Here is a 14551-nt window from a genome sequence, read left to right as displayed (position 1 = left end):
ACAAAAAACAAACTCCTTAATATGTATTAAGGAGTTTGTTCTAAATCAACAAATTCAGCAATCTTTTGAACAACACCTGGCTCAATTTGTTCTAATACCGAAGCTGCTTGTTCTAGGGCTGCATCATATTCATACTCACGGAATAACCGCTCAGCATTATCTAAACTTTGTGCCAACATATCATCATGACTGCGATAACGGTTACCATACTGAATTAACTTCTCTACTAAATGTGCTTGTTCAATTAATTCTTGCGTTGCTTCATATACACCATTTACAATCGCTACCGCTTCTTCTAACGTATTATTTACCGCGCTCATATTCAGCGGTTTTAGTTCTAGCTGCTCATACACACTTTGCATCGCTTGTTGACCATTTTGCAAATCAACCATGATGCTATCTGGTAAACCTGGTAAATTTGATTTTTGCATCATACGTTTTGCTTCTATCATTGTATGGCGCATTTCCCGTAATGCTTCACGTGCTTCAAATTCATCTTTACGCATTGTTTGCAACATATCTTTGTACTCATCATGAAGTACCTTTAATGTTTCACATTGCTCGTAAATCTCCTCTAACTCTTCTCGAATCACAGAGAATGCAATATCTTGCTCCGCAATACGAAGTTGTAATACTTCAAAACGCTTCATCAAAATATGCATTTGTTTTTCAACCACTTTTTGTGATTCAATATCTTTATCTTGCAGCTGATAACTTTGCTTTACAAATTGTGTTTCCGCTTTTGTTTCCAGTGCTTGCTCTCGAATTGTTTCTAGATCTTCATATACAGTTTCTGTATGCTGTTCAACATAGTATTTCGCTCTCACTTCTAATTCCAATTGTTCGTATAACGTATCGAGCTGTGCTTTTAAAACATCGATTTTTTCCTTTGCTTCCAACACATGTAGATATTCTAAGTCCGCAAGACATGTTTGCAGTTGTTTGTTCATCTCTCTTACTTCTTTTGGGATTTCTAAATGATTTAATACATAACCTTGCTTTTTCATATCGTCATGACCTTGCGTTAGATCTTCTAATTGTACCGGTAAGGTCGCTTGACATTCTACCAATAGATCAGGCACTTCATGCACAATCAGTTCTAAATTTGAAAGTCCTTCTTCTAAACTCACAACAATCTCACGCGCTTTTAAATAATCTCCATTTTGAGTAGCTTCTTCAAACGTTTGAAATTTCTTCGACTCTACATCAAGTAACTCTTCTATTTTATTTTCTGCCGAGCCAAACATATGTCGATGAGCAAGTACGCTCTTTTTCATATTCCGATATGTATCACGTAACTGTTCAATTTCTGAGTTGTTTTTCTCATAGCTTTCCAACAACTCTTGCAATTCATTTAAAATATCAGTAATCTGATGATCTGCTTCATCTAAACCGCTAATGGATTCATTCATTATATGCTTTGCTTTTCGGAAGGAAAATTGCCCAGCAAGTTTTTGAGCGCTCGCTAATTCTTTTTCCGCTTTCGGAAGAATATTAGCAACAATTTCATCCCATTCATTTCGCCATTTCCCAAACAGTTCTTCTGTTTGCCCGGTCATATTTAACTCTTTTACTCTCTTCAATTCATCTGCAACAGGCTTATCCTTAATTTCTTGTAGCCATTGCTTTAATGCCTCGATATCTTTATATAAACGATTTCTCATCACAAGCTCTACTATGAGAAAGAGCAAAATAGCGCTTACTATGATGATAACGATCGTTAAAATTGAATCCATTCAAAAGCCTCCTATTTATCTTGTTTTTTGTCCGTTCCGTTTTTGAAATGGAAGGCGTTATGTAAGAAAAGGAAAATCCCCTATATTTAACAACTGGCAATGTACTAATCATACCATGTAATTATATGTTTTTGGCCTAGTTTTTAGAAAAATTTCATGAAAGAATTTACTACTTCTAACTCCATTATAGATACACCTCTAACTAAAGTTTATCATTGCTAAAAACAATATTTCTTTTCTACTATAAAGTGAGATGTCTTACCGCCCGTTAATGCGGGATAAAGTAAGTACTATTTTCTCTTTATTGATATACTACTATATAGGAATACAAAAAAGAAGATACTATTTCATTAGGAAATATAGTGAAACTTCCATTATTCCGTATTTTCTTTATCCTTCACTGATGGTTAGCTGAGCCAATCCAAGGCTTACTGCCCGCTAATGCGGGATAAATAAAAAACAGCTCGTTCCCATATATACTGGTAACAAGCTGTTTTTATGTTTTTCGATTTTCTTTATACATAAGCCGCTCTCGGCAGGGGAAAATGTGAACGCTCTATACAAAGAGTTTGCTCCATCCACTGCTCTACTTCCTTCATATACATTTCAATAAAAAATACTTCTGACGGAAATGAATGCAGCACTTCTGATATATATTGCGGATATAAATACGGCATACTAATCATTCCCTTCAGCTGTGTCATAAACATCGTGAAGGATATTTTTTGAAACTCTTTATTTTCCTGACCTTGTCTAATAAGTTGTTCCACATAATATCTCTCTTTTGAAAAGTAAATCGTCATTACTTCTCGAATTAATGTGCTATCTAATGAAAGTTCTCTGTAAAAGAAACGAGTAAGCTCTCTTCGCTCAAATTGATATTGTAAAATATTGCGTACTATCTGAAATAATACTTCTTTTGAAGATAAAAAATTCCGCCGTTCAAATGTTATTTCAATTACACGTAAGTACCCCTCTAAAAAATCTGACACCAACTGTTCCAACAATCCTTGTTTTCCAGCAAAATAATATGAAATATTCGCTGCATTGACATTTGCTTGTTTTGCTATATCACGCACCGATGTACCATCATATCCTTTCGCATAAAATAGCGAAATTGCCGCATCGATAATCTTCTGTCTCACCTGTGTCACGCACTCACTCCCTTTCATCGAACAGCTTTTATCCTTTAACAAGCAGTAAGAGCCCGGTTAGTTCAACTAACCATCAACCAAGGATGCCCCCTCTGCTGATGGAAGTTTCACTGTTTATGTAAATTTCTTGACTTTTGAGACAAATTCCTTTAATTTTCTATCGACAAAGTCGTGCGAATTATAGCTTATTTTGCCACGATTTTACATTTTTTTAGGGAAAGGGCGGCGTTTTTATGTTTACATCAGAAGGATATACAGGTACACGCGAGGAGCAATACGAAACAGTAATCAAACAGCTCGATGCATTATTAACAGGTGAGTCAAATGTAGTAGCTAACTTAGCAAATGCATCTGCTTTACTCAACGTGTTTTTACAAGATATTAACTGGGTGGGCTTTTATGTAACAGAAGGGAATCAGCTTGTACTTGGACCATTTCAAGGATTACCAGCTTGCGTTCGTATCCCATTTGGCCGTGGTGTATGCGGCGTAGCAGCAGAAACAAAAACGACGCAACTTGTCGCTGATGTTCATCAGTTCCCCGGGCATATCGCCTGTGATGCAGCTTCTAATTCAGAAATTGTTGTACCACTTATTAAAAACGATGAAGTCATCGGCGTACTAGACATCGATAGCCCAAATAAGAGTCGTTTTGATGAAATTGATCAAACATATTTAGAGAAATTTGTAGAAACTTTGTTAAAACATATATAAAAAAAACGGCTCTTAAGATAGAGCCGTTTTTTCTTTTTGCAGCGCCTCTGCTAAGTCCACTACAATATCTTCCCACGCCTCAAGTCCTGCGGATAAGCGTAGTAAATTATCATAAATGCCCATCTGCTCACGAATATGCTTTGGAATAACCGCATGTGTCATCGTTGCTGGATGCTGAATTAACGTTTCTGTATCACCAAGGCTCACAGCAATCGCAATTAATTTTAAGTTATCCATTAAAGCCTGTGCCTCTTCTTTTCCACCTTTTACTGTAAACGACAGCACACCGCCCCCGCGCTTCATTTGTCTATTTGCAAGCATTCCTTCTGGATACCAAACATCTTCTATTAATTCATGATTTCGAAGAAAAGCAACAATCTTTTCTGCATTTTCAGAGTGACGATCCATTCGCACTGCTAATGTTTTTAGCCCTCGCAAAAGCAGCCATGCATCAAATGGTGACATAATTCCTCCAACATCTTTACGAATCGGACGAATTTTTTCAGCAAGTTCTTTCGTTTTACAAATCGTAACACCCGCGACAACATCACCATGACCGCCAATATATTTTGTCGCACTATGCAAAACAACATCGCAACCTATTGTAAGCGGTCTTTGTAAATACGGTGAACAAAACGTATTATCAACAATAACAAGCAGCCCATGCTTCTTTGCTACTTTTACAACAAGTTCTAAATCAATGAGTTTCATCGTTGGATTAATCGGTGTTTCTACGAAAATAATCTTCGTATTCGGTTGAATACTATTTGTAATCTCTGTTTCTGTATCCATCTCACATAACGTATGCGTAATTGCAAACTTCTCCTCTAGCACTTCTAAAAATCCATACGTACAACCGTATAATCCGTTAGAACAAACAATATGATCTCCCGCTTTTAAAAAGGCTAAAAGAGTCCCTGAAATAGCTGCCATTCCGGAGCCAAACGCAAGCGCAGCTGCCCCGCCTTCTAGCGCTGCCATTCTTTCTTCAAATAATTCGACTGTTGGATTGCCAAGTCTAGAATAAATGTGAGCTGAATCATATCCAGCAAAGCTTGCTTCCCCTTGCTCAGCTGTTTCAAATGTATACGTAGATGTTTGAAATAACGGCGGTGTTAAACTCCCTTTATGCTGCTTAGCATCATACCCGTGATGAACTAACGTCGTTTCGATATGTTTCTTTTTCATACAAACATCCCCCTTATACTCCATGTTATGTAAGCGTTTTCTATCTGTTGCTATCCTTTCCATGAGCATGCACAAAATTCCTTCTTGCACTTTTCCAAAATTTAAATGTATAAAATGAAATTTGATGTTCTTGACGCCCTCCTAATAAACAGATATAATAGCCTTTGTGTAAAATAAAAAGGCAGCCTTGTAATGTGAGTTTATTGTTTGTATTTTGTTCCTCATGAAGAGGTGTATCGTGTAACTCCCTGCTGCTGGAGCGAGGATACATGAAAATGAAATGCGCATAAATGTCAATTACGTCTGTTTTTATTTTACAAAAATAAAAACATTTAAAGGAGGAGTCATTCATGGCTCGTTATACAGGTCCATCTTGGAAACTTTCTCGTCGTCTTGGAATCTCTCTAAGCGGCACAGGTAAAGAATTAGAAAAACGCCCTTACGCACCAGGTCCACACGGTCCTAACCAACGTAAGAAACTTTCAGAATACGGTTTACAATTACAAGAGAAACAAAAACTTCGTCACATGTACGGCATGACTGAGCGTCAATTCCGTCGCACATTTGACCAAGCTGGTAAAATGAAAGGTAAACACGGTGAAAACTTCATGATCCTTCTTGAAGCTCGCCTTGATAACCTAGTTTACCGCATGGGCTTAACTCGCACTCGTCGCGCTGCTCGTCAATTAGTAAACCACGGCCACATCATGGTAGATGGCGCTCGTGTTGATATCCCATCTTACCGCGTTAAACCAGGCCAAACAATCAGCCTTCGCGAAAAGTCTCAAAACCTAGCTGTTGTTAAAGAAGCAGTTGAAGTTAACAACTTCGTACCTGAGTACTTAACTTTCGATGCTGACAAATTAGTAGCTACTTTCACTCGCTTACCAGAGCGCGCTGAGCTAGCTGCTGAAATCAACGAAGCGTTAATCGTAGAGTTCTACTCTCGTTAATGATGAAAAGCCAATCCTTTTGGATTGGCTTTTTTCGTTTTATAAAAATTCTTATTTAAGCTTTATATTCATGGTTTCATTACGTTCCGGTTTCTCTACATAAACATGTTGTTCACTTTGAGTCTTTTGTAAGTGAGTTTTTTCATTCTCTGCTAATTGTCCTGCGTTCAGCAACGAGAAGATAATTAATGCTTCTAGTGACATATAGTTAAGCTCCTTTTTTCTATCACTTATGATATATATGTATCATACACATTTGTTATGAACTTGAAGTGAACATACTGAAAATTTTCGAACAAAAAAAGACTCCGGTATCACATACCGAAGTCTTATATATATTCTCTTACGCTATCTCTTTACGCTTTTCCCCTAAAGAGTAGTTCGCAACTTTTGTAATTGAGCTGTTTGCAATGAAGTAAATCTCTCCGTTTTCTGCAATTAGCTGCGTCGTACGAAGCCCTACTTCTTCAATGATACCATCGATATCATTAATTTTCACTTTATCGCCAACTGAAAATTGATCTTCAAAAATAATGAAGAATCCTGTTACAACGTCTTTTACTAAGTTTTGTGCACCAAAACCAATTGCTAAACCAGCAACACTCACCCCAGCAAGGAGTGCTTTAATATCGATTCCTACTGTATCTAAAATCGTCATAGCTACCATAAAATACACAACATAATGAACAATATTTTGACAAAGCTTCGTTAATGTCGCCTCACGTCTTTCATTCGTACGCACAGGCGCTTTGCTGCTCATCTTAAAAATTTGTTCAATTCCTACACAAGCTACGCGAATAATCACTTTTGCTACAATAAAAATAATAATTATTCTTAGGATAGTTCCCCCAAAGCTCATTAATTTTTCTGGGTTTAAAACATAATCTTCTAAAATTTTCTGAATATCCATAAGATTAACTCCTCTCCTTCAAAATGCAAAAAGCGTAAGAATTCTTACGCTTTTTCGCACATTAGTAACGAATTAAGAAATATTTTTTCTTACCGCGGCGAATAATTGTAAACTTATCTTCAATGCGGTCTTTTTCTGTTACAGTGTAGTCTAACTCTTGTGTACGTTCACCATTCACATAAACCGCGCCATTTGTAATGTCTTCACGCGCTTGACGTTTTGATGGTGAAATTTTACTTTCTACCAGTACATCCACTAGTAATGCATCTTCTGTGTTACGCTCCACAGATGGTACATCCTTAAAGCCTTGTTCGATTTCCGCTGCTGTTAATTCTGCAACAGAACCGCTAAATAGCGCTGCTGAAATTTTAATTGCTTGCTCTAATGCTGCTTCACCGTGAACAAGTTTTGTCATTTCAGAAGCTAATGCTTTTTGTGCTTCACGTTTTTCTGGTGCTTCTGCTACTTGTTTTTCTAACTCAAGAATCTCTTCATGAGATAAGAATGTAAAGTATTTTAAGTATTTAACAACATCGCGGTCATCTGTATTAATCCAGAATTGGTAGAACTCGTAAGGTGTCGTTTTTTCTGGGTCTAACCAAACTGCTCCGCCTTCTGTTTTACCAAACTTCGTACCGTCAGATTTCGTTACAAGTGGTACTGTTAATCCAAATGCCTTCGCATCTTCTTCTGATTTACGGATTAATTCCAGACCAGCTGTAATGTTACCCCATTGGTCACTACCACCGATTTGTAATTTACAATTGTACGTTTGGTATAAATTCAAGAAATCGTATGATTGTAAAATCATGTAGCTAAACTCTGTAAACGAGATACCTGTTTCTAAGCGAGATGCAACTGTATCTTTCGCTAACATGTAGTTTAAGCCAAAGTTTTTACCGATATCACGTAAGAACGTGATTAAGTCTAAAGAACCGATCCAATCGTAGTTGTTTGCGATAATCGCTGGATTTCCTGCTTTTTCAAAGTCTAAGAAGCTAGAAAGCTGCTCTTTAATGCGCTCACTGAAAAAGGCAACTGTTTCTTTTTCATTTAATGTACGCTCTGCTTTTTTACCACTCGGGTCACCGATTAAACCTGTACCTCCGCCAACAAGTGCGATTGGTTGATGTCCCGCTTGTTGGAAGCGGCGTAGTATTAAAATTGGAAGCATATGACCAATATGTAAACTGTCAGCTGTTGGGTCAAAACCACAGTATAATTTCACACTTTCTTTCTCTAACAACTCTTGTAAACCTTCTGCATCCGTTTGTTGGTTAATTAGACCACGGAACTCAAGATCTTGTAAAATGTTCATCAAATTCACTCCTTTAGAAATAGTTTCTGCGCGGAATTTAAAACCATAAAAAAATCGCCCCCTTCAATAAGGGACGATTTTACTCATCGCGTTACCACCCTAGTTACAGGAAAAAACCTGCCACTTCATTCACATAACGGCTCATCACCGTCTTTCCCCTTTCGGATGAAATCCAATCGAAGAAAGATGCTCCAGAGGTGTAATTCGCGATCATTTATGTGCTGATTTTCACCGACCATCAGCTCTCTAAAACAGGGAAATGATCACTACTGTTCCCTTTCCACGCTCAATTATTTATATACTTTTCTTTATACCATCATTTATATAGACATGTCAAATAGAGCTGGAAGTTTCTCTGCGTTCAATCACCTTACAAACTCGCAATGAATATCGTAATCAAAGAAAGAATCTGAAGACCCGCTAATAATGATACATGAAGCACAATTGAGAGGGCTTTCCCTCAATAGGGGATGAAGCTCCCCACTGAGGGAAGTTTTACTTTATTTCTTTAATTACTCTTGCAGGGTTGCCTCCTACTACCACATTATCTCGTATATCCTTCGTTACAACTGCACCAGATGCAATCACTACATTATCTCCAATTGTGACACCCGGATTAATGACAGCTCTTCCACCAATCCATACGTTATTGCCAATTGTAACAGGTTTACCAAATTCTACGCCGCTTGCTCGTTCAATTGGATTAAGAGGATGCGTCGCTGTGTAAATATGGACACCTGGAGCCATTAAGCAATTATCCCCTATTACTACTGGGCACACATCTAAAATCACACAATCAAAATTTGCATAAAAATTTTCTCCAACATGAATGTTATAGCCATAATCACATTTAAAGGAAGACTCAATATGAATGCTATCACCAGTTGAGCCAAATAACTCTTTTACGATTGCTCGCCGCTCCTCATGTTTTGTTTCTGGTATTTCATTCAACTTTCTTGTTAATGTTCGGGCACACTCTCGCTCTTGTGCTAGTACTGGATCAGCGGCTGCATACATTTCACCACATATCATCTTTTCTTTTTCCGTTCTCACAATCTCCCTCCTTAAACACATATATATAAGTTCTTTCATTTTTATATTAACATACCAAAAATAAGAAAGGTCTGAACCACAATTGGTTCAGACCTTTCTTATTTAATCCTCCATCGTAGACAAGTCGCCTGTTGGCAAGTTTAACTCCCAAGCCTCTAAGTTCCACAGTTTCACTTTATCCCACACTAACGTACAGCAGGGGTTTGATTAGCTTGGCTAACCATAAGTGAGAAATGAGCTTTACTTGTGAAAATGACTACGGTCTTTTTTCCAGCGCTAATTTAATACCAAATGCCAAAAGTACAAAACCGCTTATCCCTTGAATAGCCCGCTCTGTAGACGGCTTTTTCATCCATGTCCGAATTGCATTGATTAAATAAATATAGAGTATAAACCATAGAAAAGTTAAAACCGTATATGTCATTCCCATAATAAAAAGTTGAAAAAACATATTTCCATCATGTTGTATAAATTGTGGTAAAAATGTTAAAAAGAAAATAGCTACTTTTGGATTTAACAAATTAGTAAGAAAACCTTGCCGGAAGCAAGGAGCGCCCTGATACTTATTTTTAACTGTAATATCCTCCGTTTGTTTTCCTTTCTTCCGTATAGACCATAGTGATACGCATCCTAAATAAATAAGATAAATAGCACCAATATACTTAAAAATAGAAAATAAAAATGCCGATTTAACAAGAATTGCAGAAATCCCAAGTACAGCCGCTAACGTATGAATACTTAAACCACATAGAATACCAAAAACAGTTTTCATTCCGCCTTGTTTTCCCTGCAGTATTGTATTCTGAGTTACTAATCCCGTATCAGGTCCTGGCAAAATAATAAGAAAAATTGACATAGCAACAAAAAGATAATATTGCGTCACTAACATCCCTCCACAGGTTACATCTTTTCTTTATCCCACTACTTACGGGCAGTAAGACTCCCACCTCAAAATTCTGAGAGAACAAAGAAGATAGGTAGGATGAAGCCCCCACTGATGGAAGTTTCACTTTATACCATTGTATCAACCTTCTTACATCCTCTGTTGCATTTTACATATTACAATAAGTTATATGTAACGCTAAACAATTTGAACACAATTTCACTATACTCTAAACAAGAAAGGTCTGAACCAAGTGTAGTTCAGACCTTTCTTACTTAATCTTCCATCGTAGACAAGTCTCCTGTTGGTAAGTTTAACTCCCACGCCTTTAATACACGGCGCATAATTTTACCGCTTCTCGTTTTCGGTAATTTATCACGGAACTCAATTTGACGTGGTGCCGCATGAGCAGCTAATCCTTTTTTCACAAATTGACGAATATCTTCTTTTAATTCATCGGACGCTTCATATCCTGCGCGCAGTGCGATAAACGCTTTAATAATTTCTCCGCGTACTGGATCCGGAATACCAATTACACCAGCTTCAGCTACAGCAGCGTGCTCGATTAATTTACTTTCTACTTCAAATGGACCAACGCGCTCACCTGACGTCATAATAACATCATCAATACGCCCTTGGAACCAGAAGTAACCATCTTCATCCATGTACGCAGAGTCACCTGATACATACCAGTCTCCTGGCATAAAATAAGACTCATATTTTTGCGGGTTATTCCAAACCGCACGCATCATCGATGGCCAACCTTTCGCAATCGCTAAGTTCCCCATTGTATATGGCGGCACTTCATTTCCTTCATTATCAACGATTGCTGCCTTCACGCCTGGAATTGGTTTTCCCATTGACCCCGGGCGAATTTCCATACAAGGATAGTTACAAATAACTTGTCCTCCTGTTTCAGTCATCCACCATGTATCATGAATGCGAAGACCAAATACGTTCATTCCCCAACGAATTACTTCTGGATTTAACGGCTCACCAACACTTAACACATGGCGTAGCTGTGATAAGTCATACTTTTTAAGCGTATCGTTACCAGCACCCATTAGCATGCGGAATGCTGTCGGAGCACTATACCAAACCGTTACACCATAATCTTGCAACGCTTCATACCATGCCTCTGGACTAAAGCGTCCTCCTACAATAACGTTTGACGCCCCGACTAACCACGGTGCAAATATACCGTAGGCAGTTCCCGTTACCCAGCCTGGATCAGCTGTGCACCAGTATACGTCGTCTTCTTTTAAATCTAACACCCATTTTGCTGTTTGATAATGCTGAACCATTGCATTTTGAACGTGCAACACGCCTTTTGGTTTCCCTGTAGAACCAGACGTATAATGTAAAATAAGTCCATCTTCTCTTCCAAGCCATTCAATATTCAATTTATTAGAAGCTTTTTCAAAAAGTGGGTTAAACGCTGTAATTTTACCGCCTTCTTCTACATTTTCACCAACGACAAATACCGTTTTTAATGCTGGTAAATCATTAAGAGGTATGCGCTCTAACAATTCTGGTGTTGTCACAAGCACTTTTGCTTCACTATCCACTAAGCGGTCGCAAACAGCCGCTTCCATGAAAGCTTCAAATAATGGTCCGACGATTGCTCCTAGCTTTACAGCACCAAGTAAAGTAAAATACAATTCCGGTGAACGAGGCATAAAAATAAAGACGCGATCGCCTTTTTCGACGTCCCCAAAATTCTTTAAGACATTCCCTGCTTTATTCGAAAACTCCATCATTTCTTTAAATGTATATTTCTCTTTTCTCTCGCCATCTTGATAATACAATGCTACTTTATTTTTTCGGTGGGATTTAGCATGTCGATCAATTGCCTCGTAAGCCATATTTACTCGCCCAGTTTCATGCCAAGAAAAGTTTTGATTTACTTCTTCCCAATTAAAATTTTGATATGCTTCATCATAATTTAACAAATTATTTTCACCTTTAATTACTGGAAGCGTTTCTACTTTCATTCTTTACATCCCCCTTCTATGTACTCTATGTATTTATTATAAATATATTTTTTATAATTTTCAGTATTTTTTACAAATTTCGCACAAATTTTTACTGACAAATTTCGATTCACATCGCATACTGAGTACAGTAGTATGAAAATAGATAGTAGATTCACAAAGCTCTGAAGGTGGTGAGCCTAAAATTGATTCATAGTAAAGTATACAACGCAAGAAACTTGAAAACGCCAAAAGGAACTTTAGTTATTGAAGGCCCTGTCAAAACACATAATTTAGAAATGTATGAGTTTCATCCTGATCTAGTTGCCTTTCGACCTGCCGATCAGCAATATAAAGCAATTGTCGAAATTTCCAAGTTACCCGAAGCTCGCATCATTATCGCTCGTCATGAACAAATAATTATTGGCTATGTAACCTATTTATATCCTGATCCGCTTGAGAGATGGTCTGAAGGGAAAATGGACGATTTAATCGAACTTGGTGCCATTGAAGTCGCATCAGATTTTCGCGGATGTGCTGTTGGAAAGAACTTATTAGAAGTTTCTATGATGGATGATCATATGGAAGATTATATTATTTTAACAACTGAGTATTATTGGCACTGGGATTTAAAACAAACCGGCTTAAATGTTTGGGAATATCGAAAAGTAATGGAAAAAATGATGAATGCTGGCGGGCTTGAATGGATGGCAACAGATGATCCTGAAATTTGTTCGCATCCAGCAAACTGCTTAATGGTTCGCATCGGAAAACGCGTTGACACGCAATCCATTCAAAAGTTTGACCGCTTACGCTTCCAGAATCGCTTCATGTACTAAAAGGGAGGATTACATCATGATTGTTGAAGAAATTATGAATCAAAATGTAACAGCGCTGCGCCCAACTGACACGATTGAAACAGCCTTACGAACATTAGCAGCAAAAAGTATCCGTCACATTCCAGTTATAAATGAAAAATACGAAGTCGTTGGAATTATTTCCGACCGTGACGTTCGAGATGCAAGTCCATCTATTCTTGATGAACACGTTTCAAAGGATGCTCTTAAAGAACCGATTGAACGTATTATGAAGCATCCCGTTATGACATGTCACCCTCTTGACTTCGTTGAAGAAATCGCCACGTTATTTTTTGAAAATAAAATTGGCTGTCTTCCTGTTACAAAAAGCGGTAAGCTTGTCGGTATTATTTCAGAATCGACTGTACTCCATACGCTCGTCAAATTAACAGGTGCTCATCAACCAAGTTCACAAATTGAAATTCAAATAAAAAATGAACCTGGTATTCTCGGAAAAGTTGTTGCTGTTTTTAGTGAACTGAAAATTAACATTGTGAGTGTTCTCGTCTATCCAGCAAAAGAAGAGAGCGACAAAGTTCTTGTTTTCCGCATTCAAACAATGAATCCTCTTAAAGCAATTGAAGAACTAGAACAAAAAGGCTACCGTGTGTTATGGCCGAATATCGCGGGGATGGGAACATGAAAAATGTATTCATTTACTCAGAAGATTATCAGGGCTATTCCTTTAGTCCTGATCATCCTTTTAATCAGCTTCGTGTAAAGCTGACATATGATTTGCTCCAAAAAGGAGGATTCATACACCCTTCACAAGTTATTCCACCTCGAATCGCAACAGATGAAGAAATTGCTTTAATTCATACAGAGGAATACATAAATGCGGTAAAACGTGCTGGAGAAGGAACGCTAGAAAAATCAATCGCAATGTCTTATGGTCTTGGAACAGAGGATACGCCAATGTTTACTAATATGCATGAAGCAAGCGCCCTTCTTGTTGGGGGGACATTAACTGCGGTCGATGCAATCCTCGAAGGAAAAGCAGAACATGCTCTAAATTTAGGAGGCGGCCTACATCACGGCTTTCGCGGCAAAGCATCTGGCTTTTGTATTTATAATGACAGCTCCATTGCCATTAAGTATATGCAAAAAAAATATGGTCTTCGTGTTTTATACATTGATACAGATGCTCATCACGGTGATGGTGTGCAGTGGTCTTTTTATGATGATCCTAACGTATGCACAATTTCCTTACATGAAACAGGGCGTTACTTATTTCCAGGAACAGGTGCTGTAAACGAACGTGGTCAAGGGAATGGATATAGCTATTCTTTTAACGTTCCTCTTGATGCTTTTACAGAAGATGAATCATTTATACATGCATATCGCACTGTTATTCGTGAAGTCGCTGATTATTTCAAACCAGATATTATCTTAACGCAAAACGGAGCTGACGCTCATTATTATGACCCTCTAACACATCTTTGTTCAACGATACAAATTTACCGTGAAATCCCGAAACTTGCTCATGAAATTGCTCATGAATATTGCAATGGTCGCTGGATTGCAGTCGGTGGTGGCGGTTACGATATGTGGCGCGTCGTCCCAAGAGCGTGGGCACTCATTTGGCTCGAAATGAACAACATCCAAAACATCTCAGGTTATCTCCCTCCAGAATGGATCGAAGCTTGGAAAGGACAAGCTCAAACAACTCTCCCACTTACCTGGGAAGACCCAGACAACATGTATAAACCGATTCCACGCAAACAAGAAATCGAAGAAAAAAATGAATTAACTGTAGCGAAATCCCTTGAAATTATTCGGAATAATACGAAAAAGGCATTATATTAAATAAAAG

At 37.9% G+C, this 14551-nt stretch carries 14 protein-coding genes and 1 other annotated feature; of the genes, 5 read left to right on the top strand and 9 right to left on the bottom strand.

Annotated features, from left to right (window positions below):
* Positions 1-26: 26 nt before the first annotated feature.
* Positions 27-1736 (bottom strand): septation ring formation regulator EzrA, encoded by a 1710-nt coding sequence (gene ezrA, locus ACFQZ1_RS17675; protein ID WP_377883507.1) that lies wholly within the window; start codon positions 1734-1736, stop codon positions 27-29.
* Between the two features lie 515 nt (positions 1737-2251).
* Positions 2252-2890 carry a forespore capture DNA-binding protein RefZ gene (gene refZ / locus ACFQZ1_RS17670; RefSeq protein ID WP_377883506.1) on the bottom strand — a complete coding sequence of 213 codons (639 nt, stop codon included), beginning with the start codon at positions 2888-2890 and terminating at the stop codon, positions 2252-2254.
* Positions 2891-3123: 233 nt separating this feature from the next.
* Here refZ and ACFQZ1_RS17665 point away from each other — a divergent pair, with 233 nt between their 5' ends.
* Complete coding sequence (locus ACFQZ1_RS17665; protein WP_377883505.1) at positions 3124-3603, top strand: GAF domain-containing protein; 480 nt, start codon at positions 3124-3126, stop codon at positions 3601-3603.
* A 12-nt stretch (positions 3604-3615) separates the two neighbouring features.
* On the opposite strand, the gene megL is transcribed toward ACFQZ1_RS17665, so the two are convergent.
* Entirely contained in the window at positions 3616-4791 is a 1176-nt protein-coding gene (megL, locus tag ACFQZ1_RS17660) for a methionine gamma-lyase (protein WP_377883504.1), read from the bottom strand.
* Between the two features lie 350 nt (positions 4792-5141).
* Here megL and rpsD point away from each other — a divergent pair, with 350 nt between their 5' ends.
* On the top strand, positions 5142-5744 hold the full coding sequence (rpsD, locus tag ACFQZ1_RS17655) for a 30S ribosomal protein S4 (protein ID WP_377883503.1): 603 nt from the start codon (positions 5142-5144) through the stop codon (positions 5742-5744).
* 51 nt (positions 5745-5795) lie between these two features.
* Here the strand turns inward: rpsD and ACFQZ1_RS17650 are convergent, their stop codons facing one another.
* From ACFQZ1_RS17650 to acsA, 6 genes are all read right to left on the bottom strand, one after another.
* Positions 5796-5948, bottom strand: coding sequence for a transporter (locus ACFQZ1_RS17650; RefSeq protein ID WP_377883502.1), 153 nt, complete (start codon positions 5946-5948; stop codon positions 5796-5798).
* 139 nt (positions 5949-6087) lie between these two features.
* Entirely contained in the window at positions 6088-6654 is a 567-nt protein-coding gene (locus ACFQZ1_RS17645; protein ID WP_377883501.1) for a mechanosensitive ion channel family protein, read from the bottom strand.
* A 61-nt stretch (positions 6655-6715) separates the two neighbouring features.
* Complete coding sequence (gene tyrS, locus ACFQZ1_RS17640) at positions 6716-7972, bottom strand: tyrosine--tRNA ligase (protein WP_377883500.1); 1257 nt, start codon at positions 7970-7972, stop codon at positions 6716-6718.
* 66 nt (positions 7973-8038) lie between these two features.
* Positions 8039-8264: a binding site (T-box leader), on the bottom strand.
* Positions 8265-8467: 203 nt separating this feature from the next.
* Complete coding sequence (locus tag ACFQZ1_RS17635; protein WP_377883499.1) at positions 8468-9046, bottom strand: maltose acetyltransferase domain-containing protein; 579 nt, start codon at positions 9044-9046, stop codon at positions 8468-8470.
* A 235-nt stretch (positions 9047-9281) separates the two neighbouring features.
* Positions 9282-9914, bottom strand: coding sequence for a LysE family translocator (locus tag ACFQZ1_RS17630; protein ID WP_377883498.1), 633 nt, complete (start codon positions 9912-9914; stop codon positions 9282-9284).
* Between the two features lie 269 nt (positions 9915-10183).
* Entirely contained in the window at positions 10184-11902 is a 1719-nt protein-coding gene (acsA, locus tag ACFQZ1_RS17625; RefSeq protein WP_377883497.1) for an acetate--CoA ligase, read from the bottom strand.
* A 185-nt stretch (positions 11903-12087) separates the two neighbouring features.
* Between acsA and ACFQZ1_RS17620 the strand changes: the two genes are divergently transcribed.
* From ACFQZ1_RS17620 to ACFQZ1_RS17610, 3 genes are read left to right on the top strand one after another with little or no spacing between them, the layout of a single operon-like run.
* Positions 12088-12720, top strand: coding sequence for a GNAT family N-acetyltransferase (locus ACFQZ1_RS17620; RefSeq protein ID WP_377883496.1), 633 nt, complete (start codon positions 12088-12090; stop codon positions 12718-12720).
* Positions 12721-12736: 16 nt separating this feature from the next.
* The gene (locus tag ACFQZ1_RS17615; RefSeq protein WP_377883495.1) at positions 12737-13381 is read left to right on the top strand and encodes an acetoin utilization AcuB family protein; all 645 of its coding nucleotides are present in this window, start codon (positions 12737-12739) and stop codon (positions 13379-13381) included.
* Positions 13378-14544, top strand: coding sequence for an acetoin utilization protein AcuC (locus tag ACFQZ1_RS17610; RefSeq protein WP_377883494.1), 1167 nt, complete (start codon positions 13378-13380; stop codon positions 14542-14544). Before ACFQZ1_RS17615 ends, ACFQZ1_RS17610 begins: the two co-directional genes overlap by 4 nt.
* Positions 14545-14551: the final 7 nt, after the last annotated feature.

Source organism: Bacillus sp. CGMCC 1.60114 (assembly GCF_042676365.1).
Classification (GTDB): domain Bacteria; phylum Bacillota; class Bacilli; order Bacillales; family Bacillaceae_G; genus Bacillus_A; species Bacillus_A rhizoplanae_A.
The sequence above is the reverse complement of the archived record's forward strand: the minus strand, read 5'-3'. Positions and strand labels throughout refer to the sequence as shown.